At 57.5% G+C, this 24,567-nt stretch carries 22 protein-coding genes; 9 read left to right on the forward strand and 13 right to left on the reverse strand.

Annotation, left to right across the window (positions count from 1 at the left end):
* Positions 1 to 326: 326 nt before the first annotated feature.
* Positions 327 to 1,535: an N-acetylglucosamine-6-phosphate deacetylase gene (gene nagA / locus AC0QKW_RS13125; RefSeq protein WP_473151525.1), complete on the reverse strand. Its 1,209-nt coding sequence runs from the start codon at positions 1,533 to 1,535 to the stop codon at positions 327 to 329.
* Between the two features lie 20 nt (positions 1,536 to 1,555).
* Here nagA and AC0QKW_RS13130 point away from each other — a divergent pair, with 20 nt between their 5' ends.
* Complete coding sequence (locus AC0QKW_RS13130) at positions 1,556 to 1,984, forward strand: VOC family protein (RefSeq protein ID WP_473151526.1); 429 nt, start codon at positions 1,556 to 1,558, stop codon at positions 1,982 to 1,984.
* 31 nt (positions 1,985 to 2,015) lie between these two features.
* Here AC0QKW_RS13130 and AC0QKW_RS13135 read toward each other — a convergent pair whose 3' ends face one another.
* Positions 2,016 to 2,390 carry a hypothetical protein gene (locus AC0QKW_RS13135; protein ID WP_473151527.1) on the reverse strand — a complete coding sequence of 125 codons (375 nt, stop codon included), beginning with the start codon at positions 2,388 to 2,390 and terminating at the stop codon, positions 2,016 to 2,018.
* Positions 2,391 to 2,554: 164 nt separating this feature from the next.
* Here AC0QKW_RS13135 and AC0QKW_RS13140 point away from each other — a divergent pair, with 164 nt between their 5' ends.
* Positions 2,555 to 3,988 (forward strand): hypothetical protein, encoded by a 1,434-nt coding sequence (locus AC0QKW_RS13140; protein ID WP_473151528.1) that lies wholly within the window; start codon positions 2,555 to 2,557, stop codon positions 3,986 to 3,988.
* Here AC0QKW_RS13140 and prmC read toward each other — a convergent pair.
* The gene (gene prmC / locus AC0QKW_RS13145) at positions 3,985 to 4,893 is read right to left on the reverse strand and encodes a peptide chain release factor N(5)-glutamine methyltransferase (RefSeq protein WP_473151529.1); all 909 of its coding nucleotides are present in this window, start codon (positions 4,891 to 4,893) and stop codon (positions 3,985 to 3,987) included. The two genes, AC0QKW_RS13140 and prmC, sit on opposite strands and share 4 nt — an antisense overlap.
* Before the next feature lie 299 nt (positions 4,894 to 5,192).
* Here prmC and AC0QKW_RS13150 point away from each other — a divergent pair, with 299 nt between their 5' ends.
* Together AC0QKW_RS13150 and AC0QKW_RS13155 are read left to right on the forward strand one after the other, a co-directional pair.
* Positions 5,193 to 5,921: a peptidoglycan-binding domain-containing protein gene (locus AC0QKW_RS13150; protein WP_473151530.1), complete on the forward strand. Its 729-nt coding sequence runs from the start codon at positions 5,193 to 5,195 to the stop codon at positions 5,919 to 5,921.
* A 187-nt stretch (positions 5,922 to 6,108) separates the two neighbouring features.
* A complete protein-coding gene (locus AC0QKW_RS13155; protein WP_473151531.1) occupies positions 6,109 to 6,876 on the forward strand; it encodes an SDR family NAD(P)-dependent oxidoreductase in 768 nt (255 codons plus the stop codon).
* A gap of 251 nt (positions 6,877 to 7,127) precedes the next feature.
* On the opposite strand, the gene AC0QKW_RS13160 is transcribed toward AC0QKW_RS13155, so the two are convergent.
* Entirely contained in the window at positions 7,128 to 8,399 is a 1,272-nt protein-coding gene (locus AC0QKW_RS13160) for a glycosyltransferase (RefSeq protein ID WP_473151532.1), read from the reverse strand.
* A gap of 960 nt (positions 8,400 to 9,359) precedes the next feature.
* Between AC0QKW_RS13160 and AC0QKW_RS13165 the strand changes: the two genes are divergently transcribed.
* Positions 9,360 to 9,974, forward strand: a complete 615-nt coding sequence (locus tag AC0QKW_RS13165) for a DUF4126 domain-containing protein (protein ID WP_473151533.1) — start codon at positions 9,360 to 9,362, stop codon at positions 9,972 to 9,974.
* A gap of 11 nt (positions 9,975 to 9,985) precedes the next feature.
* Here the strand turns inward: AC0QKW_RS13165 and AC0QKW_RS13170 are convergent, their stop codons facing one another.
* Positions 9,986 to 11,407, reverse strand: a complete 1,422-nt coding sequence (locus AC0QKW_RS13170) for an alpha-amylase (protein WP_473151534.1) — start codon at positions 11,405 to 11,407, stop codon at positions 9,986 to 9,988.
* Between the two features lie 174 nt (positions 11,408 to 11,581).
* On the reverse strand, positions 11,582 to 11,779 hold the full coding sequence (locus AC0QKW_RS13175) for a hypothetical protein (protein WP_473151535.1): 198 nt from the start codon (positions 11,777 to 11,779) through the stop codon (positions 11,582 to 11,584).
* A gap of 243 nt (positions 11,780 to 12,022) precedes the next feature.
* Between AC0QKW_RS13175 and AC0QKW_RS13180 the strand changes: the two genes are divergently transcribed.
* Together AC0QKW_RS13180 and argZ are read left to right on the forward strand one after the other, a co-directional pair.
* The gene (locus tag AC0QKW_RS13180) at positions 12,023 to 12,394 is read left to right on the forward strand and encodes a hypothetical protein (RefSeq protein WP_473151536.1); all 372 of its coding nucleotides are present in this window, start codon (positions 12,023 to 12,025) and stop codon (positions 12,392 to 12,394) included.
* A 177-nt stretch (positions 12,395 to 12,571) separates the two neighbouring features.
* Positions 12,572 to 14,683: a bifunctional arginine dihydrolase/ornithine cyclodeaminase gene (gene argZ / locus AC0QKW_RS13185; protein ID WP_473151537.1), complete on the forward strand. Its 2,112-nt coding sequence runs from the start codon at positions 12,572 to 12,574 to the stop codon at positions 14,681 to 14,683.
* Between the two features lie 47 nt (positions 14,684 to 14,730).
* On the opposite strand, the gene AC0QKW_RS13190 is transcribed toward argZ, so the two are convergent.
* The 3 genes from AC0QKW_RS13190 to AC0QKW_RS13200 all read right to left on the reverse strand — a co-directional run bounded on the left by AC0QKW_RS13190 (position 14,731) and on the right by AC0QKW_RS13200 (position 17,280).
* Complete coding sequence (locus AC0QKW_RS13190) at positions 14,731 to 15,471, reverse strand: glutathione S-transferase family protein (protein WP_473151538.1); 741 nt, start codon at positions 15,469 to 15,471, stop codon at positions 14,731 to 14,733.
* Positions 15,472 to 15,538: 67 nt separating this feature from the next.
* Positions 15,539 to 16,138 carry a TetR/AcrR family transcriptional regulator gene (locus AC0QKW_RS13195; protein ID WP_473151539.1) on the reverse strand — a complete coding sequence of 200 codons (600 nt, stop codon included), beginning with the start codon at positions 16,136 to 16,138 and terminating at the stop codon, positions 15,539 to 15,541.
* A gap of 92 nt (positions 16,139 to 16,230) precedes the next feature.
* A complete protein-coding gene (locus AC0QKW_RS13200; protein ID WP_473151540.1) occupies positions 16,231 to 17,280 on the reverse strand; it encodes an NAD(P)-dependent alcohol dehydrogenase in 1,050 nt (349 codons plus the stop codon).
* 213 nt (positions 17,281 to 17,493) lie between these two features.
* Here AC0QKW_RS13200 and AC0QKW_RS13205 point away from each other — a divergent pair, with 213 nt between their 5' ends.
* Positions 17,494 to 18,150 (forward strand): TetR/AcrR family transcriptional regulator, encoded by a 657-nt coding sequence (locus AC0QKW_RS13205; protein WP_473151541.1) that lies wholly within the window; start codon positions 17,494 to 17,496, stop codon positions 18,148 to 18,150.
* Positions 18,151 to 18,221: 71 nt separating this feature from the next.
* Here the strand turns inward: AC0QKW_RS13205 and glgB are convergent, their stop codons facing one another.
* Together glgB and AC0QKW_RS13215 are read right to left on the reverse strand one after the other, a co-directional pair.
* Positions 18,222 to 20,516, reverse strand: coding sequence for a 1,4-alpha-glucan branching enzyme (glgB, locus tag AC0QKW_RS13210; protein WP_473151542.1), 2,295 nt, complete (start codon positions 20,514 to 20,516; stop codon positions 18,222 to 18,224).
* Positions 20,517 to 20,636: 120 nt separating this feature from the next.
* The gene (locus AC0QKW_RS13215) at positions 20,637 to 20,933 is read right to left on the reverse strand and encodes a hypothetical protein (protein ID WP_473151543.1); all 297 of its coding nucleotides are present in this window, start codon (positions 20,931 to 20,933) and stop codon (positions 20,637 to 20,639) included.
* Positions 20,934 to 21,088: 155 nt separating this feature from the next.
* On the opposite strand from AC0QKW_RS13215, the gene AC0QKW_RS13220 reads away from it, so the two are divergent.
* Positions 21,089 to 21,787, forward strand: a complete 699-nt coding sequence (locus tag AC0QKW_RS13220; protein WP_473151544.1) for a PPC domain-containing protein — start codon at positions 21,089 to 21,091, stop codon at positions 21,785 to 21,787.
* A 309-nt stretch (positions 21,788 to 22,096) separates the two neighbouring features.
* Here AC0QKW_RS13220 and AC0QKW_RS13225 read toward each other — a convergent pair whose 3' ends face one another.
* Together AC0QKW_RS13225 and fumC are read right to left on the reverse strand one after the other, a co-directional pair.
* Positions 22,097 to 22,861 carry a phycobilisome rod-core linker polypeptide gene (locus AC0QKW_RS13225; protein ID WP_473151545.1) on the reverse strand — a complete coding sequence of 255 codons (765 nt, stop codon included), beginning with the start codon at positions 22,859 to 22,861 and terminating at the stop codon, positions 22,097 to 22,099.
* 213 nt (positions 22,862 to 23,074) lie between these two features.
* Positions 23,075 to 24,475 (reverse strand): class II fumarate hydratase, encoded by a 1,401-nt coding sequence (gene fumC / locus AC0QKW_RS13230; protein WP_473151546.1) that lies wholly within the window; start codon positions 24,473 to 24,475, stop codon positions 23,075 to 23,077.
* Positions 24,476 to 24,567: the final 92 nt, after the last annotated feature.

Consider the following 24,567-nt stretch of genomic DNA (forward strand, 5'->3'; position numbering starts at 1 on the left):
TAGAACGCTGGCTCCCCACTTCTTCCTCCAATCCCTGAAACTACCGTACCACAAGCTTTTTAGCAGCTTTCAGCCAACTTTTGTCAGTCAACCAGGGATGGCACTCACTACGCCAACGAGCTGTACTACCGGGCGCTGATCGTTGAGGTTGACAAGCGCACTCGTCTCTACCACCTAGCCTGCAAATTTTCTGAGCAGCGGGCCGGGGCGCTGGTCTCGGTTACTGACGAGCAGTGTAGCCTGTGGATTAGCCTGCGCAGTCAGATGATGGCGACCCAGCTATTGCAGCAGCGAGTGGCGGGGCTGCCCCGACCTCGGCTCTAGGACTAGGTTGTCCAGTGCATTACGCCGCCGTCAAGCGCCCCTTTGACTGCCAATGTAACGGGGTCAAACAGGGCTACATTGGCCTGATAGCCAGGGGCGAGCCGCCCCAAATAGCGATCGACGCCGATCGCCTGGGCGGGGTAGAGAGTGGCCATCCGCAGGGCTTCATATAGGGGTAGGTTCATATGCTGTACGCAGTTGCGGATAGCTTCGATCAGGGTGAGGGCAGCACCGCCGAGGGTACCGTCGGCTGAGACACAGCGGCCATCGCGGTAAAACACTTCCTGACCGCCAATGGTAAAGGATGTCATCTTGGTGCCTACCGGCGGGGTGGCGTCGGTGACCAAGATGAGCCGATTCTGCTTAATTTTTTGGGCCAGATGCACAGAGCCAAAATGGACGTGGTGGCCATCGGCAATAATGCCAGCGTAGATCTCGGGCTGGCTCAACACCGCCCCCACTACCCCAGGACTGCGGCCCTGCCAGGGAGACATAGCGTTGAAGAGGTGGGTGGCCATCGTCACCCCGGCCTGGAACCCAGTCAGGGCTTCCTCGAAGGTGGCCTCGGTGTGCCCGGCGGAAACGACAATGCCAGCCTGGGCCAGACGCTGAATATATTGGTTGGGCACCACTTCTGGGGCTAGGGTGACTAGCCGCACCACCTCGGGGCCAGCGTCAGCCATGCGATCGATCATGGCTGCGTCTGCCGGGCGAATGTCGGCCCGGTTGTGAATGCCGCCCCTCCGGGGGCTGAGGTAGGGGCCTTCGAAGTGTAGCCCTAGCACCCGATGGAGGTGGCGGCGGCGATACTCGGTGACTAAGGCGATCGCGGCTACCATGTCCGCATCGGGGGCCGTAATCAAGGTGGGCAAAAAACTCGTAGTGCCGCTGCGCAGATTGGTGCGGTGCATGGTGTCTAGGGTTGCAGCCGCAATGGCATCGTTAAACATCACCCCACCGCAGCCGTTGAGCTGGAGGTCGATAAAGCCAGGGGCCGCTGCCCAGCCCTGGCCCTCTAGGCGGGGTAAGTCTGAGCTGATCTGGGCAGCGGGCACCAGGTCGAGAATGCGACTGCCCTCGATCACCAGGGCATGATGGGGCAAGACCTGGGTGCCAGTGTATAGAGTGCAGTGGGTGAGGGCGTAGCGATCGGCCAGGGAAATGTTGGCCTGGGGAATGGACGTAGCCTCCCCAGCGTTAGAGTTGGACATAAATCCAGAGGACATAATCTATGCTTCGACCCTTTCACGTGGCGTTTCCAGTGTACGACCTGGTCAGCACCCGCCACTTCTATGAGACTGTGTTGGGCTGTTCGGTAGGCCGCACTTCCTCTAGCTGGATTGACTTTAATCTGTTTGGCCATCAGATCACGGCCCACCAGGTAACGGGCACTCGCCCGACAGTACCCACCAATGCCGTCGATCGCCACCAGGTGCCCGTCAGCCACTGGGGGGTAATTTTGACCCCGACGGAATGGCAGACGCTGACCGATCGCCTGCGGGCTGCCCAGGTAGAGTTTTTGATTGAGCCCCACCAGCGCTTTGTGGGTCAGGTGGGCGAGCAGGCCACGCTGTTTATCACTGACCCTAGCGGTAACGCCCTAGAATTTAAGGCCTTTGCCCACGACGAAAGCATTTTCGCTCCAGATCAGGTGGCCTAGGCTAGGCAAACATGTAGGGGTGACCTGGTGTCTATCGCTGCCAGGGCTGGCCGCGATAGATGCCCTCGGTCGGCGCGTCGGGGTTTGACAGTGCGTTGTCATCGGCTTTGGGGACGCGGTAGCGAATGCCTCGGTAGCAGAGTTCTTGGCCATCTTCGTTCAGAACATCTTCTGCCTGGTCTGGCAAAGTGTGAGCTGCCGTAGAATCTGGTTCAGGCTTGGTCTGGGGAATGTCCCGTTCTTGGGCAATCTGCTCATCGACCCAGGACTGGCGCTGGAGGCCGTAGAGAGCCGCGACCAGGCCCATGAGCAGCAGCTGCCAGGGAGCTTCTACCAACCCCACGGTCACTAGAGCGATCGCAGAGAGCCCGCCAACTGCAATCGCTAATAAGGTGACAAAAGTCATGGTTAAGCCCTAGCTAAGGCGTCGGGTTCGATCTGGGTACCTTTCACCATACTGGAAGCGTTAAGGAATGTCACTGGAGCAGTTGCAGTTTTTGTAACCATCCTGGCCTAGGCCCGGCCATTGCGTAGTTTGAAGGTATCAATTCGGCAGGAGCAGGAACCACCGTGCGCAACATCAGGCTTTGGCTATCCGTGGGTGCGATCGCCCTAATCACCATCCCAGCGACTGGGCTAAAGGCCTCAGAGGCCGCCCCCTCAACATTTATCGTGCCGGGTTCCCCCCTGCCCTCTCAGTCAGCGCCTAATCTAGCGCCCAATTCAGAGTCCAGTGCACGACCTACTCCACCCATCGTGCAGCGTCGGCACTATGACCGCTATCGCCAGGTGATCGAGCGCACCCAGGCGATGGTCAGCGACCCCGTTGCCCGGCGGCTGGCCGAGGCCTTTGATCTCGACGTGCTCAATGTCACCTGGGAAGATACGGGGCGCTTCTACGGCTCTGCGGTCGGCCCCAACATCAGCGATATGACCATCCAGGTGCAGCAGCAAAACCCCGATACCGGCCAGTACCAGCTGCACCTGATGCCGGTGATTCGCCATCCCAACTTTGCTGACCTCAGCGCCGACATTCCTCTCGATCGGTTTGCGGTGCTGGTGGGCAATGAGCGCGGCGACGAGCTGCGTCGGGTGCCCTTGAACGAGCTACTGGGCGATCTGCGGAGCTACCTCCATACCCCTAGCTCTTGGGCCGGGCGGGGGCGATCGCTGCTGGCTCCTGCCCGCGATAGCCACGTATTGGTCAGCGCCCAGGCCTGTTTTTTGCCGGTGCCCCAGGCGGGCTTGGCCACCTTCAACCCAGTGCTCTTCAACTACCAGTCCTACCCTGGCAATCCGGCGGTGCTGACGATCTTGGCCACCCGCGAGGGCACCAGCGTCACCGTCATCGACAACCAGCGCGATGGGTTTGAGGCCGGGCGCACCTGGGGGCAGCGGCTGTTTTTTAACAAAAATGGGGAGCGGGCCAGCTTTACCGGGCAGCGGCTGAGCGATTTTCAAGCTGACCCAGACCAGACCCTTGGCCAACCCGGCGATCGCCCCAACAGTCCGGCTGAAGCCAACTCCGACGGGCTCAATATGGTGCTGCTGATTCAGGTGCCGCTGAAGCAGCGTGCCCCCAGGGCTCAGGCTAACGTTGACAGTGGGATTGCCCCTATGCCAGCGGCGCCCAGTATGGAGATGCTGCGGGCGCCCAGCGATGTGGAGGCAGCCGTGATTGGCCACGGCGAGGTAGAAGGGCCGTTTACAGAGATCGATCAGCTGGCCATTGAGCGCGACCCAGACTATCCCATTCGTGTAACGGTGCAGTTTTACAAGGCAACTAGCAATGGGGTGGTGTCAGAGGCCGATATGGCCGAGATTCGCCAGCAGATCGATCGCGTCTACGCCGACGCCGACTACGTGGGCAGCCTGGTGGTAGACGGCCCCAGCGACCGCCCCACCGAGCACGACGGCCCCAAAGATGAGCCCGCCGACTGGTGGCAGCGGTTTTGGCAGCGCCAGCGCGGCTGGCTGCACTCCGCCCCCGAGAATAGCCCCTAGGGGCTATAGATGGCCTGCACAAAGCGATCGCGCCCGGCCAGATCGAGATGGGTCTGCATCTGGCTATAGCAGCCCTGGGCAACCAGCAGCTCCTCGACGGCTACTCCCTGACCGGCCATCATTTCTACCAGCCAGAGGCCCCCAGGCACCAGGTACTCTGGCGCTTGAGCGGCAAGCAGACGGAGGGCGGAGAGGCCATCTTTGCCGCCATCGAGGGCGATAACGGGCTCGTGGCCAATCACCTCAGGCTGGAGAGTCGGCAGCAGGGCCGAGGGAATGTAGGGTGGGTTCGACACCAGGGCGCTAATCTGCCCCCGGTACTGGGCTAAGGGCTCAAACCAAGAGCCTTGGTAGAAGGTGATGCGATCGCTCAACCCCGCCCGTCTAGCATTGTCCTCGGCCACGGCCAGGGCTTCTGGGCTGACATCGACGGCCAAAATGCTGGCCTGGGGAAAGGTTTGGGCCAGGGCTAGGGCGATCGCACCGCTGCCCGTTCCCAGGTCGACCCAGAGCCCCTGGGTTAGAGGTTCTAACCCAGGTTGGTAGGCGATCGCCGCTGCCAAATCAATGATCAACTCTGTCTCTGGCCGGGGAATCAGCACCGCCGGAGAAACCGTCAGGGTGAGGTCACGCCATGGGGTGGCCCCCACCAGATACTGCACCGGCACCCGTTGGTGAAGGCGAGCCTGCCAGCGCTGGTCGAGCTGGTCGAGGGAATATTTAAGCCTAACCTGAGGCCACTGCTCCGCAGTGCCGAGCCGCAGTGCTAGCTGGTCAAGGTCGCCCATCGCCAACAGCAGCCAATCGACCTCCTGGGGGTCTACCCCAGCAGCCTTAGCTGTAGCCAGTGCTCTCTGCCGCCAGACCCACAGATCTGACCCCAAAACTTCAACTCTGTGATCCAAGCTACCCCCGTGGCCATCGCCACCAATCGGTCACCACCCCAGGTACGACGCCAGCCGTTGTTCCTCGCTGGCGGACCAGCCCTAGCTAAAGCCGTTGGGATATGCCCCATACATCTGCAGCGGCTCAACGTTATGGCCCTGTCCCAATTTTCACCAGGGGCGCGAGTCGGTGTCCTCCACCCAGTGACAATCGCTAAATTTTAGGGGCTGCGGTAGTTCATTCGCCAATGACAATTCTATAATGCTTGCTGTCAAGCTACGGTGGTATCTCGTTACTATTCTGTCTGGAGCACAGTTCCATGGTTTGGGTTTTTTCCCTAGCACAGCGAATGCAGCAGGCCGCTCCGGGGTGGGGGCGGACGGCCCTCGGGGGCGCGGCGCTGGCGATCGCTCTTGGCACCCTGCCCGCTCTGGCGCAAGCCCCCGCCGATGAACCCATTCCCGTCGGTCAGCCAGCGTCACCGACGGTGAGCGGCGGTCGCATTGTGCGGCCTACCCTACAACTGGGCAACCAGGGCGAATCGGTGCGTGAGCTGCAATCGATGCTCATGCTGCTGGGCTACTACCCCGGCCCTATGACCGGCATTTACGCTGAAGACACCGTTGCTGCTGTGCGGCGCTTTCAAGCCGCTGCCAATATTACCGCTGACGGCATTGCTGGCCCCGCCACCTGGAGCCGCCTCTTCCCCACTCCGCCTGGGGAAGCCAGCCCCCCGACGGCGACCGTTCCTCCCGCCACCAGTACTACGGCGCCCCCGGCCACCGGCAGCACTACGCCGACGCCGAGTCCTTCCCCTACTTCCCCAAGCTCCAGCCCTGCTCCAGCTACGCCTGTTTTGCGGCTGGGTGCTGAGGGTGATGCGGTGCGCCAGCTCCAGCAGCGGCTGCGGGCCAAGGGCTTCTACAGCGGCCCCATCGATGGGTTATTTGGCGAGCAGACCGAGGCCGCCGTGCGCCGCGCCCAGAGTGCCAACAGCCTCACCGTAGACGGTATCGTAGGCCCGGCTACCTGGCGCGTTTTGAATTAATCCGCTTGAACTCAATCTCATCCCAGTCCAGAAGTGGAGTTCTGTCGAGGACAAAGCTACAGTTCTCGATCTGGCTGTGGCTTAGCACAGACCCGAGGTTTACCGACGACTGGCTCTAGGAGACAGGTTCTACGATCACCAGAGAGCCAGTCCCTGGCTGATTTTAAGGTTCATTTAGGGAGCACCCATGGCTCAATTGCAGGAACAGGGGCGCGGTAGTGCTCTGGTAGTAGGCGCTAGCCAGGGCATTGGTCTGGGCTTTGTGCGGCAGCTGTTGGCGGACGATCGCTTTGATCGTGTGTACGGCACCTACCGCCGTCCTGAGTCAGCCCAAGCGCTGCTGGCCCTAGGGCAGCAGCAGTCTCATCTGACCTGCCTGCCGATGGATGTCACCGAAGAAGACTCGATTACTCAGGCGATCGCCATTGTTCAAGCCCACGGTTCTCAACTGCACCGGGTCGTGTACTGTGTCGGAGTGCTCCACGACGGCGACTTTCAGCCGGAGAAGAGCCTGCGGCAGGTGACCAGCGAAAATTTGGTGCGATCGTTCCAGACCAATGCGATCGGTGCGGCGCTGCTAGCCAAACACCTGATGCCCTTGCTCAAGCATGACCAGCCCAGTGTTTTTGCCGCTATTTCTGCCAAAGTGGGCAGTATTGGCGACAATCGACTGGGAGGGTGGTATGGCTACCGAGCCTCTAAGGCGGCGCTAAACATGCTGATCAAAACAGCCTCTCTAGAATATGCCCGTCGCAGCCCCAACACCAGGCTTGCCCTGCTGCACCCTGGCACCACCGATACCCGTCTGTCGGAGCCCTTTCAGCGGGGAGTGCCGCCAGAAAAGCTCTTCTCTGTGGAGCGCACTGTGGCCCAGCTCATGACGGTGATGGATGGCCTGACCCCCGTTGACAGCGGCGAGTTCTTTAGCTGGGATGGCACGCTATTGCCCTGGTGAGGAGATTTTGGCATTTGGATTGGCCTGGGTTCTAGGAGAAATAACTTGGGGGAAAACAGTTGACTGGTCTTTGGCCAAGAGAGACAGGAGTGGAACAATTTGGGACAAGGAGACCTTGTGCCGCACTCAGCAACTAATTTCTTGTCGTTGTTTTGATCCACACCGCCCGGACGCTTCTTCTAAGGAGGCAATAGAGTTATCCCGAACTAAGATTACAGTAGGGTTTGCTTCTTAAGCATGTTAGGCACAAACTACAGAGACAACCTTGCAGCTGACCGACTGATGGGAGTAGAGACTGGATCTTCTGCTACTAGCCGGTCGTAATAGGTCGCCCACTCCCGAATGATGTTGGCCCACCGCCACTGCTCGGCCTTTTGCCGCGATGCCAACGACATTTGCTCGGCCAATTTATCGTTGGTGGCCAACTCATCTAAGTGCTCAGCAATTTTATCAGTAACAAACTCCCGATTCTTGGGCTTGACCAAGTAGCCGTTTTTGCCGTGATCAACCAATAGTTGAGGGCCGCCCCAGTCTAGGCATACAGCTGGCAAGCCCAACGCCATAGCTTCTTGCACAGCAATGCCGTTGGCATCTTCAATACTAGGGAAGACCAGCCCTCTGTATTGGTGCAGAGAGCTAAGCAATTCCCCATGAGTTGGATACCAGCCCAAAAAGTTAACTCTGTCTTCAATATTGAGCGCTCGTGCTAAAGACTGGCAACGCTCCAGTTCTGGCCCCTTACCAACGATATCTAGCACAATTTCATGCTTAGTCTTTACCAGACTTTCAATAATCAGGAAGGTGCACTTGTGAAAGACGAGCCTACCGAAAAATACAAACCGCCGGTTTTCTCCTTGGTGCTGAGTACGCGGGAATTGGAGGATATCATCTCTTATACCAAAGTCCAGACATTCGACAATCTGCTTTGATGTAACCCCCGCCGCAATCATCGACGAGGTAGTTCGCTCCCCCCCAGCAAGTAACAGAATGTTGGCTTTTGAGGCCCAGGGAAAAAGAATTGAATTTAATCTTTGGAGGGGAAAGTGAGAGATTCGCCGCAGCTTAGCGCGCAGAGATTCATGCTTCCGAAACATTTTAGGGTAGTAAATATTGCCATTAATAGGACCAACAACATTCTTGAATTTCTTCAAAATAGTGCGTTGGGAGACTGGCGAATTTGGCTCAGTGTGATGAACAATTACTTGCACAGGATCCAGTCCATGCTCTTTGACGTAGCTTTCGACAAGGGAAACTGCCCTCCTTGAGAACCAAACGTCCACAAATGACTTCAGAACAAATGAATTCCAACATAGTATCGAAACCAGGTCATCACGGACAAAAAGAACATCTTTGAGCTTGAGGCTCTCGACAATCTCTCTCTCATTTCTCTCATGGGTGATCTGAATGGTATTTGGATAAATCCTTTTGAGTTCCTGGAAAATTTGAAGGGCTTTCATTGCCTCGCCACCCAGTTGTTCTGATACGTTAGGGGCAATTAGAAAAATAGTTTTTGCTTTATTCATATGACAGTTCCTGAGTATATGAGATATGCCTCGACTAAGAGAATCCTTAGAACTCATCAGCCGACTGCCTGACAGAAATCTCAAAAGCCCTGAAAATACGTTGACATGAAGCCTGAAGACATAGCCCATCGACTGGAGGCAAAAGACTTAGTCTCAGGATTTTTGGCGCAACGTCTCTAAAGAGAAATTAGGAGTTTTCAAAAATAATATGTCAAGCAGCAGGGTTTATCAGCTTGGATTACTAGTCTATATCTTATCTGTATGAGAACCGCTATATCCTTGAAACTGCGGGGCTTTACTTAATCTTTTTTTAGGAGTGGAGCTGTCTACATAGGCTTTATAGTCGGTCACATTGCCTGGGCGGGCTTTAGCTCTGACTCAATCGGCTCAGTAGAATTTGGCACAGAGTTCACTGCGCTCAAAAATGTGCCCAAAATTACCCTAAGCTAAACCTCATCTAAGTCTAGAGATGGAGGTTTGCATGAGTGAGAATAGCGGATCATGACCTAAGGGTGCTACGGCGATCGCCAGAATCTTGAGGACATGCTAAAAGCCCCTAGGTATAAGCCATTCCTGCTCTCTCTGGTGGCAAAAGCACGTTATCTTAAGCGATTGACCGATACTGTGCTAAGAGACAGCTCTGAAGTAAAGTCTTTCTGTTTTCTTAGGAGCCCAATGGGTATCGTGATATACAGCGATGACCATGTGGTTTAGGACAAGGATGATCGATTTATTGCTAAAACTGAGATGACTCGCTAGTTCACAACCGTCAAAAAGCCCCTATCGAAACTTTCTACTTTCTATAGCGATTTTGATGTCGAGTCAATACAGCCCTTTGGATTCGGTATTGGAGATGAGTTCTACAATACTGCCGGAGTTGTTCCTCCGTAGCTGTGGGGCTATTCTTAGGCCAAAGGTACGGTGGCTGACCGTTAGCAAATGACTGGAAAGGAAGGCGCAATGGATCTACAACAGATGGACTGGCAGTTGGTGGAGAGCATTGGCCTCGGCCTCGGCCTGGGGGTGGCGGCTGGGTTTCGAGTGGTGGTGCCCTTTTGGGTGCTGAGCGCTGCCGCCCTGTTTGGTCACATGCAGCTGACCGACAGCATGACCTGGCTGGGCGGTACCACCGCCTTTGTCGGCCTCTCAATCGCCCTGGTGGTGGAGATTGCGGCCTACAGCATTCCCTGGCTTGACAATGCGATCGATACGGTGGCGCTGCCCATTGCGGCGATCGCCGGCACGCTGCTGATGGCGATCGCCGCTAACCAGCTCGACCCCTTTGCCCAGTGGAGCATTGCGATCGTGGCTGGGGGCGGGGCCGCTGCCACGGTAAAGGGGCTCAATGGTCTCACTCGGTTGGTTTCTACGGCCACTACGGGCGGGGCGACAAATCTAATTATTGCGGCAGTGGAATTGGTGGGAGCGATCGTGATCTCGGTACTGGCCCTGGTCGTTCCCATTGTCATGTTTGTGGTGGTGCTAACCTGCTTTATTTTGCTGGTGCGGTTTGCGATCAAAGCCTTCTACCGCTCCAAAAAAGCGGCTCCCAATGTCGATCAGACCAATAGCTGAAGAGATTGTCCTTATTGGGCGAGTCGCGCTTCGACGTGGATAGCCAGGGCCGTCATCGGCAGCAGGGTGGCGGTCATCTGCCCGGCCCGGTTGACCAGCACCACCTGGGCTTCGTTGGTGCAGGCGTTACCATCAGCGGTGAGGCCACCCTGCACCACGTTGCAATAGCGGCCCTGGGGCAGCTGAGTTTGAAAGGTGTGGCTTAGCGGTGACTCTGCACGGTTGATCGCCACAAAGCCCAGGTGACCTCGGCCAAAGGCGATCTGGTTGGCGCTATTGCTCCACCAGTCGGTGACTGTGGGTACAGCTTGGGTGGCGTTGCGAAAGCCCACCATACCTGCGATCGCAGGCCAGCGGTGTTCGCAGACCCATTCTCCAAAGCAGCTGGCTTCTCCATTTTGGTAAACAGGGCGGGTGGTGCCATCGTCAAAGGTGGGTGGCCCCTGGTCAGAATTTTCAAAGGCGTAGCTCGACATCACCTGGGGCTTGCCGTAGGGGTGGGCCAGCATAAACACATTGGCCAGACCATAGAGGTCGCCATTTTTGTAGGTGAGGTAGGTGCCGCCACCGCCGTGGCCCCGCTGCTTGTCGTGGTTGTCGATAAACACCACCGCCTGGGCCGAGGGAGCCAAACCCCAGCCCTCGCCCAGGGTTTTCAGGTTGGCTAGGGTTTGCCCCTCTAGTCCTAAAAAGGCTTCACCGATAAACCGACCATACTTGAAGTCGAGCACATTGCCGCTGTCGTAGTAGTCTTGTTTACGGATGGCCTCGGTGCCCGGATCGATCACCTCCTGATAGATGTAGAGATCGCGGTCGGGGTAGCGATCGCGCAGCCGGTCTAAAATTTCCCCCAGCTCCTCATTGCGAATGTGCTTGGCCGCGTCGATACGAAAGCCAGCTACGCCCATATCTACCAGGTCACTCAGGTAGTCGACCACGGTAGCCTGCACATGCTCAGCGCTGGTGTTGAGGTCGGCCAGGCCCACCAGCTCACACTGAGTGACATTTTCAGCATCGCTGTAGTCGGTCACCGCCTGGCGGCAGTCGTTAAAGTCGGTGGGGCCGTAGAGACCAGGGTAGTCGTACTTGGTGAACTGGGTGCCAGCACTGCCCACCCCAGATTCAAAACCTGCCATATGGTTGATTACGGCGTCGGCGTAGATGGCGACCCCGGCTTCGCGGCAGCGATCGATCATCGCCTGTAGCTCGGCGCGGCTGCCGCTGCGGCTGTCGAGCTGGTAGCTGACGGGTTGGTAGCGTTGCCACCAGGGGTAGCCATAGTCGGGCAAAACCACATGCTCTTGGGGGGGCGAGATTTGCACCGCCTGGTAACCACTAGGGCCAAGGTAGCCCTCGCACTCGGCGGCAATATCGTTCCACGACCACTCAAATAGATGCACCAGGGTAGTGGAATCTGGTGTGTCTCCTGTCATCGGCGCGGCTTCTAGAGGGCTGAGCCAAACGGCTAGACCCAACAATCCGCTGGCTGAAACGATGCCTAAAATCAGCTTCCACATAGTTTGTTTTTTAAAAGAGTTATAAAACTAGCCTATTGAGCTCAGCGCCGGCTAAGAACGGTTCTACCTTAGCTTTACAACTGTCTACCCCTAGGGCACAACGGTTACAGCCTTGGCCACCGCTATGATGCACCCCTCCGGCAGAAAAATAAACGTTGTAGGAAATTGCACAAGGGCTGGGGCCGTCACCTCACAGCCTGAGCCGGTCAACCCATGGGGCACAAACCTATCTGTAATTGGCCAGACCCCAGCGATCGAAGTCAGGGTTACCAACGTACTTCGTGACATTTTATAGATATCTTGGCTTGCCGAGGTCAGTCCAAACCTGCGTTCCATTCCTGAGTTGGATCGTTACAACTTGTAATCTTATTGCGTTATGTATATAACAGAGTATATGTATAACCTTTGGCAAGAGTAATGGTTCGGAGCGTAGGTGCGCCGATCTCATTGCTCAGGTATGTCAGGTAAACCGCTCTTTGGCAGGTGAAGCCAGCATTTCTGGAGCGGGGAAGCAATTGTTTAGGGAGCTATATGTCGCTTAACGACACTGACTCGTCTAATACGTTTTGGGACTCTGTGCAGCATGTAGTCTTGTCAGCGATTCAGCTGATTGATCTGCGTCTGGCGGTGGTTGTCGGGTTGGCGGCTTTCATGGTGGCTGTTGGCTTTGACTCTTCTGGCAACCCCGCTGAGGCGGCAGATCTGATGAATCGGTCTGCCATGGTGCCAGTGACCATCGCCCCTGCACCTCAACCCCCGGTCACGAGTGGCTTCTATGGAGATGATCTGGCTCAGCTTTCTACCGCTCGTCGACTGCACCATGGCGGTTTGACCAGCGCTATTATGACCAGCAATCGGTTGACCGACGCCCACTTCTTCACCGACTTGCCCTCGGCACCATAACTCCCCACAATCTACAGAACCCCTGACAACTGAATAAACTCGCGGCGCTGAGGGCTTAAAATGTGAAGTTGGCTCTCAGCGCTGTTGTTTTAGCCGCTGGGGCTGTGCGCCCGCTGCCATGACTGCCTCTTCCTCCGCTCGACCGTTCTGCTTTTTCTTCACTCCCGATCTTCCCCTATGACCTCCTCCATTCGCTTTCTCATGTGCGCCCCCCACCACTACGAGGTGGACTATGTGATCAACCCCTGGATGGAGGGCAACATTCATCGCTCGTCGCTGGAGGCCGCCCAGGAGCAGTGGCAGAGTTTGTACCAAATCATTAGCGATCGCGCCGATGTCGATCTGGTCAAGCCCCAGCAGGGTTGGCCAGACATGGTGTTTACCGCCAACGCCGGGCTGATTTTGGGCAACCAGGTAGTACTGAGCCGCTTTCTACACCCCGAGCGCCAGGGAGAAGAGCCCTTCTTTCAAGAATGGTTTGAATCTCAGGGCCACCAGGTGTTTACCTTGCCCCCCGACCTGCCCTTTGAGGGGGCGGGCGACGCTCTGCTCGATCGCGAGGGGCGCTGGCTGTGGGCGGGCTACGGCTTTCGTACCGAGCTCGACTCCCACGGGCTGGTAGCCCAGTGGCTCAATATCGAAGTGCTGTCGCTGCACCTGATGGATGAGCGCTTTTACCACCTCGACACCTGCTTTTGCCCACTGACCGGGGGCTATCTGCTCTATTACCCCCCCGCCTTTGATGCCTACTCAAACCGGCTGATCGAGCTGCGGGTGCCCCCTGAAAAACGCATCGCTATCGATGAGCCCGACGCCGTCAACTTCGCCTGCAACTCGGTCAATATCGGCCAGACCGTGATCATGAACAAGGTCAGCGACGAGCTGAAGGCGCGGCTAAACGAACTGGGATTTGAGGTGGTCGAGACGCCCCTGACCGAGTTTCTCAAGGCTGGTGGCGCAGCCAAGTGCCTCACCCTGCGGGTGACCGAGCCTTTGCACCCCGAACCAGCGGGCGATCGCGGCCTGATTTCCCGCACCGTCACCATGACTGGCCATCTGCTCGACTCGGGTCTGGTCAGCCGGGCGCTAGACTTGATCATGGAAGGCGGCGGCAGCTTCCAGGTGATGAACTTTGACCTGGGCGAGCAGCGCCAGAGCACCTCATCGGCAGAGATTCGCGTGTCGGCCCCCGATCGCGAGGTGATGGATGAGATCATGGCCCAGCTGATCGACCTGGGTGCAGTCGCTCTGCCCGCCGAACAGCAGGATGCACAGTTGGTCACTATCACCCAGGCCGGTGTAGCCCCCGACGATTTTTACAGCTCGACCATCTACCCCACGGAGGTGCGGGTGCGGGGCCAGTGGGTACGGGTGCAGGGCCAGCGCATGGATGGCGTCATTGTAGTCTCAGAGACTGAGCCGGTGGCCACCTGCAAATTGCTGCGCGAACTAGCCGTGGGCGATCAGGTGATCGTCGGCTACGACGGCATTCGCAGCGTGCGCAGTACCACCGATCGCAGCCGCGCCGCAGCCACCACCGAAGAGTTTAGCTTTATGGGTTCCGGCGTCTCCAGCGAGCGCCGGGTGGAGCTGGTGGTAGAGCAGGTGGCATGGGAACTGCGCCGCCTGCGCGACCAGGGCGGCAAGGTGGCTGTGGTGGCTGGCCCGGTGGTGATTCACACCGGCGGCGGCGACCACCTGGGGCGGCTGATTCGCGAGGGCTATGTGCAGGCGCTGCTGGGGGGCAATGCGATCGCCGTTCACGACATTGAGCAAGCCATGCTCGGCACCTCCCTCGGGGTCGATATGAAGCAGGGCACCTCAGTGCGCGGCGGCCACCGTCACCACCTGCGGGCGATCAACAGCATTCGCCGCTGCGGCAGCATTGCCAATGCCGTTGAGCAGGGAGTGCTGCCTCGGGGCGTACTCTACGAGTGCGTTAAAAACAACGTGCCCTTCTCCTTGGCGGGCTCCATTCGCGACGACGGCCCCCTCCCCGACACCAAGATGGACTTGCTTGAGGCCCAGGCCGACTATGCCCGCCTCATCGAAGGGTGTGACCTCATTCTCATGCTGTCGACCATGCTCCATGCCATTGGCGTCGGCAACATGACTCCCTCTGGCGTGAAGATGGTCTGTGTGGATATCAACCCCGCTGTGGTTACTAAGCTGGCCGATCGCGGCTCCCTAGAGTCGACCGGGGTCGTGACCGATGTGGGTCTTTTTCTCAGCCTACTGGTGAAGCAGCTCGACAAGCTGACCCAGCGCCACGTGGTGACCCAAGCCTAGGGGGCGATCGCCCTGGAGAATCCGCTGGTATTGCAGGGGTTGCTTGGTCACTTGACCCCTGTCCCCGGCTCTACCCGCAGGAATCCTGCGGGTAGAGCCGGGGACATCGCTGCCATGCGCTGGTGGCGACGGCGCTGCCACAGTTTAGGAATCACTCGCATGCGGCGCTTAAAGATGTCCCACTCTTCTGCGCTCAGCTCGATTTGCTGCCAGGTGGGGCGAGCCAGCAATCGCTCAGACCAGCGGCTTAGCCCAGGGTAACCGGCCAGCGAGACCCCTAGATCGGGCAGTTTATGGACGATGGTGCCCGCCACAATCTCCGCCAGCGTCAGCTGATCACCTGCAAAATACTGCGAGTCTGCCAGCAATTCTTCCAGAAAAACCAGGGTTGTTTTTGCCCGTAGCTGAGCATAGGCTATCTCAGCCGAGTTCTGGCCAGAGCGGTTGTCTTGCATGAGCAGCTTAAAGACTGGCGGCAGCAGTTCGTTGAGTGCTACCAGCTGCACCATACGGACGGTGGCCAATGCCCTAGGCGCGGCAGGCAGCAACGGGCGATCGGGATAGCGGGCTTCTAGGTAATCTAAAATCGCCAGCGACTCAATCACCCGAAAGTCACCATCCAACAAAACCGGTATGTGGCCAAAGGGGTTCGCCGCCAGGAAATCAGGCTCAAATTGCTTACCGCTGAGATCGACGGGCATCAGCTCAAAGGGCAGCTGCTTTTCGAGCAGGGCTAGCCACACCGGGCGGGCATAGACAGAAGGACGGGCATAGTACAGCTTCAGCATGGGGGTATTTCTCTAAAATTTTACAACCAAGAAAAAAGACCGATCGGTCTGTTGGCGAGCAAAAAAATTAACCGGGTGTCGCTAGCTGGTGTTGAACATAGGTCGCCAGATGGTCAAGGGCGCGGTCTAGGTGGGAGGGGTCGTCGTACAGTTTGCTCAGCATGATGCCCCCTTCAATGGTGGCAATCAAAACCGAAGCCACCGTTGCAGGGTCTACCGTGGGTTGCAGCTCGCCACGGGCAATGCCTTTAGCGACAATGCGCTCGATCAGCGATCGCCAGCGATCCATCGCCTGCTGCGTCCGGGTTCGTAAAGCCGGGTGGGCATCGTCACTGTCTACCGCCGTATTGAGAATGGGGCAGCCTCCCTGGAGAGGCGGGTGAACAATGAAATCTTCGTAGACGGCGAGCATAGCCATCAACCGATCTACCGCGTGCCGTTGGCCCTGCAAAGCCCCTCTAAAGCGCTGCTGAATGCGATCGACAGCGAAGTCAAACGCAGCCAGAGCCAGCTCGTCTTTGCTGCAAAAGTGGTTGTAAATTCCTCCCTTTTGGAGGCCCGTAGCCCTCATTAGGTCAGACATCGAGGCTCCGGCATAGCCCTGCTGGTTAAACAGCGCCGCCGCCTGTTCGACAATATGTGCTCGGGTGAGCTGAGCTTTTGACATAAAAAGACCGATCAGTCTTTTTTGAGATTATCACCATAAAGCCAGCGCGAGCAATCCTTGGACAGCAGGCTTTTGGCTCTCAGCGAGATAACTTACCCCGCCGAGGCGATCCGAATCACGGCTTTCCCCATCACCTGCCGTTGCTCTAAATGGCGAATCGCCTCAGGAACCTCGTCTAGGTCGTAGCGCTGGCCGATGTAGGGGGCAATCTTCCCTGTCGCCAGCAGATCCCGCACGGTCAGTAGATCGGCTGGGTTGGGCTGGGTCGCCAGGCACCGCACTCGGCAATCGCGCCACCTCCCCAATAACGGCCCCAGCACCATATCCTGGAGAAATTGCGCCCCGCCGCCGCCCACCAGCACGTAGGTGCCCCCCGTTGTCAGCGCCGGCAGATAGTCCCAGATTGGCCGGTAGGCAGCAGTGTCGAAGATCAGGTCGTAGCGCTGACCGGTTTGGGTGAAGTCGGTTTGAGTGTAGTCAATGATGTGATCGGGGCGGAGGGATCCGTTCCGGAGTCGCACCATCTCCAGTTTCTTCGTGCTGCACACCGCCGTCACCTCAGCGCCAAACTCCTTGGCCAACTGCACCGCCAGCGACCCCACCCCGCCTGCCGCGCCATTGATCAGCACCCGCTGCCCCGCCTGTATCTGTCCCACATCCCGCAGACCCTGAAGCGCCGCTAGAGCCGACCCCGGCACCGCCGCCGCCACCTCAAAATCAACATTCTCAGGCTTTAGCACCAGGGCCGATTCTGGCACACAGACATATTCTGCAAAGGCCCCAAAGCCGCACTCCGACAGATCGCCGAACACCTCATTCCCCGGCTGAAACTGGGTCACTCCCGACCCAATTGCCTCCACGGTGCCTGCCATATCAGAGCCGAGGGTTTGAATTCTGGGTTTGAATACGCCGCCAAACATCGGGCGAATGAACAGCGGCTCGCCCCGCATCAGATGCCAGTCACCCGCGCTGACCGAGGCGGCATGAACCCGCACCAGCACCTCGCCATCGCTGGGAACAGGCTTGGGTACCATTTGCAGACTCAGCACCGCTGGCCCGCCGTACTCGCTCTGGGCGATCGCCCGCATCAGGGCACTCCGGCAATGTTCGTCGTCAGCGACAGACGCACCTGAGATAGTCATCGCACCTACTCCCAACGAAAGGATTCGATCAAAAAACGCTGGTCTTGATGGACTTACACCGTAAGTCTAGCGTACACTGTAAGTCCATGAGGTTAAAAAAGTTAGCCGCTCCCGAAACCGGGTTGCTGTGCAGCGGTTAGTCAACTTGGCGCAGTCGACCGTAGAAACCGGGTTTCTACGGTCGACCAGATTCCCTAGCCCGACCCACGCTCCATGACTGAGATCAGCCGCCCTATTTCTCCAGCTCCCCTCAGTAGAGAGCGGATCTTGGCGGTGGCCATGGCCCTAGTCGATCAGAAAGGGTTGGCAGCCCTTTCCATGCGCAAACTGGCCCAGGCCTTGGGGGTAAAAGCCATGTCACTCTACAACCATGTGGCCAACAAAGACGACATTATTGACGCCCTAGTCGATAGAGTGGTCAGCGAGATTGAGCTGCCCAGGCTGGATATGGACTGGAAGGCGGCTATGCAGCGGCGGGCGACCTCGGCCCACGCAGTGCTATTGCATCACCCCTGGGCGGCCCTGGCCCTAATGTCGCGGGTCAACGTTGGCCCCGCCATGCTGCGTTACATTGATGCCACCCTGGGTTGTCTGGTCGAGGCGGGCTTTTCCTATGAAATGGCTGACCATGTATGGAATGCGATCGACAGCCACATCTACGGTTTTACGCTTCAGGCGCTAAACTTTCCTCTCGATGCAGCGGAGTATTCAACTATGGCCGAGAGCTTCATGGCTCGCATTCCCGTTGATCAGTACCCCTATATGCATCAACTCACCCGCCATGTGATGGATGGCCGCTATGACGGTCTGCATAAGTTTGAGTTTGGGCTGGAGTTGCTTCTCAACGGCCTCGATCAATTTCGTAGCTGAGTCAAACCCCATTCCCCGGCTTGGTTCTCTACAGAAGTCAAGGGGGAATGGGGGTCGACACGCGACCTCGATTACTGGCCAGAAAGCGCCTTTTGGCTGTCTTTTGGATCGAGTTTCAGCACAATCACCCCCAGGGGTGGCAGAGTCAGATCGAGGGAATAGGGCCGACTGTGAAAAGCCCAGTCTTCCGACCATTTACCACCCAGGTTGCCCATATTGCTGCCGCCGTAGTCACGGGCATCACTGTTGAAGAGTTCTTTGTAATAGCCCTGCTCAGGCACGCCTACCCGGTAGTGGCTGTGGGGCTGGGGCGTAAAGTTGCACACCACCACCACAAAGTCGTCGCTGCCCTTATCGCGGCGGATGAAGGCCACTACGCTGTGGCGGTTGTCGCTGCAATCGATCCACTCGAAGCCTGCCTGGTCAAAGTCTTGGGTAAACAGGGCGGGTTCACTGCGGTAAAACTCGTTGAGCTTGCCCATGAAGTGCTTGAGGCTGGCGTGGGGCTGATATTGCAGCAGGTGCCACTCCAGGTCGCCCCACACATTCCACTCGCTCCACTGGCCAAACTCCATGCTCATGAACAGGGTCTTTTTACCCGGATGCATGAACATGTAGGTGTAGAGGCAGCGCAGGTTGGCAAACTTTTGCCACTCGTCGCCGGGCATTTTGCCCAGCATGTTGCTCTTGCCATGCACCACCTCGTCGTGGGAGAGGGCCAGCATGAAGTTTTCGGTAAAGGCGTACCAAATGCTAAAGGTGACGTTGTTTTGGTGAAACTGCCGGAACCACGGATCCATGTTGAAATAATCCAACATGTCGTGCATCCAGCCCATGTTCCACTTTAGGTTGAAGCCTAGGCCCCCGACGTAGGTGGGCCAGGAAACCATGGGCCAGGCGGTAGATTCTTCTGCGATCGACAGCACGCCGGGGTAGTAGGTAAACAGCACGTGGTTTACCTGGCGGAGAAAGTCTGCAGCCTCAATGTGCTCGCAGCCGCCGTAGTCGTTGGCTACCCACTCGCCGTCTTTGCGGAAGTAGTTGAGGTAGAGCATGGAGGCCACCGCATCGACGCGGATTCCGTCGATGTGGTACTTCTCAAACCAGAAAATGGCATTGGCCACTAGGAAGTTGCGCACCTCGTTGCGGCCATAGTTAAACACCAGGGTGCCCCATTCTTTGTGCTCGCCCTTGCGGGGGTCGGCGTGCTCGTAGAGGTGGGTGCCATCAAAGAAAGCCAGCCCGTGGCCATCCTTGGGAAAGTGACCCGGCACCCAGTCGACAATGACTCCAATATCGTTGGCGTGGCATTGATCTACGAAGTACATAAAGTCTTCGGGGGTGCCGTAGCGGGAGGTGACGGCGTAGTAGCCAGTGACCTGGTAGCCCCAGGAGCCGTCGAAGGGGTGCTCGGCCACGGGCAACAGCTCAATGTGGGTAAAGCCCAGCTCTTTGATGTAAGGAATTAGGCGATCGGCCAATTCTCGGTAGGTGAGAAAGCGAGCCCCAGGCTTGAGCTCGGCGACGGTGACGACCGGCTCTGGAGTGCCGTCGGGGCGCAGGGCTGGGGTGGCCGACGACTCGTGCATCCAGGAGCCCAGGTGGAGCTCATAGATGGAAACGGGCTGAGTCAGGGGCTCTGTCTGGCGGCGCTTCTCCATCCAGTCATGATCGTTCCAGGCGTAGCTGTCAAGGTCGGTGACAATAGAGGCGGTTTTGGGCCGAGTTTCTTGCTGAAAGCCGTAGGGGTCAGACTTTTCGTAGATGTGGCCGTCGTAGTTTTTGATCTCGTATTTGTAGTGGGTTCCTATCTCTAAACTGGGAATGAAGAGATCCCAAATGCCGTTGGAGAGGCGGCGCATTTGGTGCTTGCGGCCATCCCAAGCGTTAAAGTCGCCCAGCACCGAAACGTTGCGAGCGTTGGGTGCCCACACGGCAAAGTACACGCCAGCGACACCCTCGATCTCGGTATAGTGAGCACCGAGTTTTTCATAGATGCGGTGGTGGTTGCCCTCGCCAAACAGATGAATATCGAAGTCGGTAATGGCGCGGGTTTTGAAGGCGTAGGGGTCGTAGATGACGTGGACGTGATCGCCGATGACGTACTTGAGCTGATAGTTGGCCAGGTCTTGTGCCTCTAGCACGCACTCAAAGAAGTGGGGGTTGTGGTTAGCCTCCATGGCCACTTCTTTGTGCTCTTCAGGCAGCACTACCCAGGCTTTGTCGGCCTGGGGCAAATAGGCTCTGACGGCCCAGACTGTCTGACCATCCTGCTGCACCATGTGTGGCCCAAGGATCTCAAAGGGGTCGTGGTGCTGGTTCCAGACAATTCTGTCAATCTGCTCAGCGTCAACGGTTGCAGGCATGTTGTTAAAAGTCCACTGGGGATAAAAACGGTCTGTGGAATATTACTATCTGCGGAATAGAGTAACAAAACTTAGTGATTTCCACAGGGAAATTTTTGCAAATTGTGGCACCTGAGGCCTCTATCGCAGGAAGGGCAAGACGGGTTTAATGATGCGTCGGAGCTGCAACAGATTGATCAGCTGACGCAGGTCGGCGTTGAGGCTGGGATCGGTATTGGGGTCGCGCAGGCGCGCTTGCAGCACGGCGTAGTCGGTGGCGGAGACCGGTTCACCGGTGAGGGGCGATCGCGCCTCAGTAATAATCTCGGTGCGCCAGACTTCTTCGGGCACTTCCTCCGGTGGTGGCAGGGCTAGGGCCGCACTCCCGAGGCTGGCAATCAGCCCTGACCCGGTGAGTAACAAATACAGACGAGACATAGCTAGAGTGGATAATGTCGTTTCAGTATTACCATAGCCTGCTGGGGGGACTGGCCTGCGCTATTTTGGCCTGTGCTAGGCTGCATGGCAAGATTTGTCTCTGTGTTCGTTGTGTCTTGAGGAAAAGTGCCATGGGTTGTTTAGGGTTCTCAACGGTGGGACGTCGGTTGCTAGCAGGAGTACCGGTGGCCATGGTGGGGCTAGTGGTCGGTGCGATCGCCCTGCCGGCCCGCGCCGATACTGTGCTGCAAGAGGCCGGCACCATCTACCCCGCAGAGGCTACCTATACCTTTGAGGCCACTGCTGGGCAGTCTATGACCATCAACCTCGAAAGCACAGATTTTGACCCTGTATTGACGCTGCTTGACGCCAGTGGCAATGAGATCGCCTTCAACGATGACTTTGGCGGCAGTTTTAACTCAAAAATTATCGTCACCCTACCCGCAGATGGTACTTATACCGTGGTGGCTCGGTCATTTTCGGGGCAGGGGGGTGACTATGACCTGGTGGTCAGGTCTGCCACCGAGTTTGAGGTGACCTATGCTGCGGCTGAAGCTCTGAACCTGGCCGAAGACTATGCAGGGGCGATCGCGACTTTTACCACAGCCATTGAGATTGACCCCACCCAGTCATCGGCCTATCTGGGGCGGGCCCAGGCGGTGCTCAGCCAGGTCTATATGGAACAGGGCGATGCCATCCAAGGGCCAGAGGACATTCCCCTAGCAGCGCGGGAGTTGGTGATCGACGATTTTGAGCAGGCGGCGACTCTGCTAGAGGCCAGCGGGTCTGAAGACTGGGCAGTCTCACTGCGTGAGCAGGCCAGCGTGTTGCGTAGTCTCGAAGAAGACAACTAGCGCAGCGAACTAATTTACGAAAGTCACTGGCAACTTTTCCGGACGGGGGTGCGTCTGGGCAGAAAAGGTGAATGGTAGATGCACCCTGATAAATCCCACTGGCGAAAGCCCTGGGATTTTTTTTTGCAGATCTGGATCAGTAGCGATCGCTAGCGCAATGAGGACACCGCCATCGACCAAGCTCAGGGCACTGAAGCTATTCTCGTCTCATCGTCTCGGTGATGGCGATCGAGGGCAAAAAAAAGATGCAGACCTGAGCCTGCATCTGGTGTGTTGTTTTAGCAACCTAGTCAACGGTAGTTGAGTACCTTAGTCAACGGTGACCTTACGGTAGGGTACCGCCGTGGCGATGTTGATATTGCTGGTAGACACCCGGGCCGGGGCTGCGCCGGTAGCGCCGATGCTGCGGGCCATGCCGAGAAAGGCTTGGGGGTTGCCCGCCGTGACCTTTTTCTCCTGGGGTACAAACCGCTTGACCTGAGACTGCCACACGATCTGGGGAAAGCCCAGCTGGTTGCGGTGGTAGGCGTCGTAGCGGGGGTTCTTGATGTGGATGGGGCGCTCACCTTCGGGGCGACCGGGCAGCACCCGACGCTTCTGGTAGGGCACCGTATTGTAGCCAAAGCTGGTGAGATACTCTTCGCTGTCGAGGAGCTCATCGACTAGACCCTGGATACCTTTGTTGGCAACGACAATAGACCAGGCAATTTTTTCGCGATCGCTATACACGTCGCGACCCAAAATTTTCTGGACGCAGTGCTCAACAAACTTGTAGTTGCTGTTCTTTTCGTAGAAGCTGCTATAGAAAGTGGGCGACAGGGCCAAACCGCGAATGAAGTCGCGCACGGTGATCTGGCCATTGCGCAGCTGCGACTCCAGGAAGGTCTGGCGATCGCACTTGAACGCATGGAAGAACATCTGCCGATAGGCTGCATTGATCAGCGCATCCATGTCGCCGGTCGTATACAGATCATCGGTGGAGAAAACCCTAGGCTGCTCATCGCCACCAATTTCGTAGGCGGCAACACGCTGGTTTTGGCTGGACGGAGAGTAATTTAGTAGCGGAAGAGACACGTTTGAATCTCCAGAATCTTAGGAAAATTTACAAACTTTGATGATGATCATACGGGAATGGCTGCCACGAACCTGAGAGAGCGAAGCAAATCAACATAGTCCTTAACATTCGCGCTGGATCGTCTTGAAAGGGCTATTGGGCATGGAGTTGATCGATCTCTGGAGAATCGGTTGGAGCGTTAGCACGTTAAGAACGTACCAACGCTCCAACCCTCAAGGCTGGGTCATGCGGCGCGGGTCAATCAGCTGGTCAAATTCTGCTTCAGAGATGTGCCCCAGGGCCAGGGCTGCCTGTCTCAGGGTCAGGTCGTGCTCAAAGGCGTGGTGGGCAATTTGCGAAGCCTTGTCATAGCCGATCGCCGGACTCAGCGCCGTCACCAACATGAGGGATTGATCGAGGTATTGCTCGATTTTTTTGCGGTTAGGGGTCATGCCCGCCACCAAAAACTCCCCAAAGTTGCGGCAGCTGTCGGCCATTAGCCCTGCCGATTGCAGCAGATTAAAGATCATCATCGGTTTGTAAACATTCATCTCCAGATAGCCACTGGCTCCGGCAAAGGCTACGGCCGCGTCGTAGCCCATCACCTGCACCGCCACCATGGCCAGGGCCTCGCACTGGGTGGGGTTAACCTTACCCGGCATGATGGAGGATCCGGGCTCATTTTCAGGCAGGTAGAGCTCAGCAAACCCGGCCCGGGGGCCACAGGCCAGCAGGCGAATGTCGTTGGCGATTTTGTAGAGGGAGACCGCCAGTGTCTTCAGCACCCCGCTGGCCATCACCATGGCGTCGTGGGCACCCATCACGGTGAACTTGTTGGGCGCAGTGACGAAGGGCAGCCCGGTGAGGTTGGCGATGTGGGCGGCGGCCGCTTCGGCAAAGCCTGGCCCAGCGTTGAGCCCTGTGCCCAGGGCTGTGCCCCCCAGGGCCAGTTGGTAGAGGCCGGGTAGCGCTCCCTCAAGGCGCGTCAGGTTGTCGTCGAGCATACCCACATAGCCTGAGAACTCCTGCCCCAGGGTGAGGGGGACAGCGTCTTGCAGGTGGGTGCGGCCAATTTTGACAATATCGCCCCAGGCCTGAGCTTTTTCATCTAGGGCCTGTCTCAAATCGGCAACGGCAGGGCACAGCTGCTGGGTCAGGGCCTGGACAGCCGCAATGTGCATCGCCGTAGGAAACACGTCGTTAGATGACTGCGACAGGTTGACGTGATCGTTGGGGTGAATGGGGGTCTTGCTGCCAATCATTCCACCGGCTAACTCGATCGCCCGGTTGGCAATCACCTCGTTGACGTTCATGTTGCACTGGGTGCCGCTGCCGGTCATCCACACGTGCAAGGGGAAGTGGTCGTCAAGCTGACCCGTAATAATCTCATCTGCTGCCTGCACAATTAGGTCGGCTTTCTCCTGGGGCAGCTTGCCCAGGTCGGCATTGGCCAGGGCTGAGGCTTTCTTGGTCACAGCGATCGCCCGCACCACCGCCATCGGCATCTTGTCTTGGCCAATGGAGAAATAGCGGATCGACCGCTGGGTTTGTGCCCCCCAGTAGCGATCGCTGGGTACGGCGATCGCCCCCATGCTGTCGGTTTCTTGGCGGGTTTGCGGTGCAGTGTCGGCCATGGCAGGGGTGTTGAGCTCAGTATTATCTGCCCCGATTCAACCACAATCTAGAGGTGAGGGCACAGGCTAGACCACCACCGATTGCTGGAGCA

Source organism: Pseudanabaena sp. PCC 9330 (genome assembly GCF_055795045.1).

What these genes read in the sequence shown, in the direction of transcription:
- AC0QKW_RS13200 (WP_473151540.1), bottom strand. Translation starts at nt 17,280, where the DNA reads ATGACTATCTCAGGTGCGTCTGTCGCTGACGACGAACATTGCCGGAGT.
- AC0QKW_RS13190 (WP_473151538.1), bottom strand. Translation starts at nt 15,471, where the DNA reads ATGCTGAAGCTGTACTATGCCCGTCCTTCTGTCTATGCCCGCCCGGTG.
- AC0QKW_RS13150 (WP_473151530.1), top strand. Translation starts at nt 5,193, where the DNA reads ATGGTTTGGGTTTTTTCCCTAGCACAGCGAATGCAGCAGGCCGCTCCG.
- nagA (WP_473151525.1), bottom strand. Translation starts at nt 1,535, where the DNA reads ATGTCCAACTCTAACGCTGGGGAGGCTACGTCCATTCCCCAGGCCAAC.
- AC0QKW_RS13135 (WP_473151527.1), bottom strand. Translation starts at nt 2,390, where the DNA reads ATGACTTTTGTCACCTTATTAGCGATTGCAGTTGGCGGGCTCTCTGCG.
- AC0QKW_RS13155 (WP_473151531.1), top strand. Translation starts at nt 6,109, where the DNA reads ATGGCTCAATTGCAGGAACAGGGGCGCGGTAGTGCTCTGGTAGTAGGC.
- AC0QKW_RS13130 (WP_473151526.1), top strand. Translation starts at nt 1,556, where the DNA reads ATGCTTCGACCCTTTCACGTGGCGTTTCCAGTGTACGACCTGGTCAGC.
- glgB (WP_473151542.1), bottom strand. Translation starts at nt 20,516, where the DNA reads ATGCCTGCAACCGTTGACGCTGAGCAGATTGACAGAATTGTCTGGAAC.
- AC0QKW_RS13170 (WP_473151534.1), bottom strand. Translation starts at nt 11,407, where the DNA reads ATGACAGGAGACACACCAGATTCCACTACCCTGGTGCATCTATTTGAG.
- fumC (WP_473151546.1), bottom strand. Translation starts at nt 24,475, where the DNA reads ATGGCCGACACTGCACCGCAAACCCGCCAAGAAACCGACAGCATGGGG.
- AC0QKW_RS13205 (WP_473151541.1), top strand. Translation starts at nt 17,494, where the DNA reads ATGACTGAGATCAGCCGCCCTATTTCTCCAGCTCCCCTCAGTAGAGAG.
- AC0QKW_RS13175 (WP_473151535.1), bottom strand. Translation starts at nt 11,779, where the DNA reads ATGTCACGAAGTACGTTGGTAACCCTGACTTCGATCGCTGGGGTCTGG.
- AC0QKW_RS13160 (WP_473151532.1), bottom strand. Translation starts at nt 8,399, where the DNA reads ATGAATAAAGCAAAAACTATTTTTCTAATTGCCCCTAACGTATCAGAA.
- argZ (WP_473151537.1), top strand. Translation starts at nt 12,572, where the DNA reads ATGACCTCCTCCATTCGCTTTCTCATGTGCGCCCCCCACCACTACGAG.
- AC0QKW_RS13215 (WP_473151543.1), bottom strand. Translation starts at nt 20,933, where the DNA reads ATGTCTCGTCTGTATTTGTTACTCACCGGGTCAGGGCTGATTGCCAGC.
- AC0QKW_RS13165 (WP_473151533.1), top strand. Translation starts at nt 9,360, where the DNA reads ATGGATCTACAACAGATGGACTGGCAGTTGGTGGAGAGCATTGGCCTC.
- AC0QKW_RS13180 (WP_473151536.1), top strand. Translation starts at nt 12,023, where the DNA reads ATGTCGCTTAACGACACTGACTCGTCTAATACGTTTTGGGACTCTGTG.
- AC0QKW_RS13195 (WP_473151539.1), bottom strand. Translation starts at nt 16,138, where the DNA reads ATGTCAAAAGCTCAGCTCACCCGAGCACATATTGTCGAACAGGCGGCG.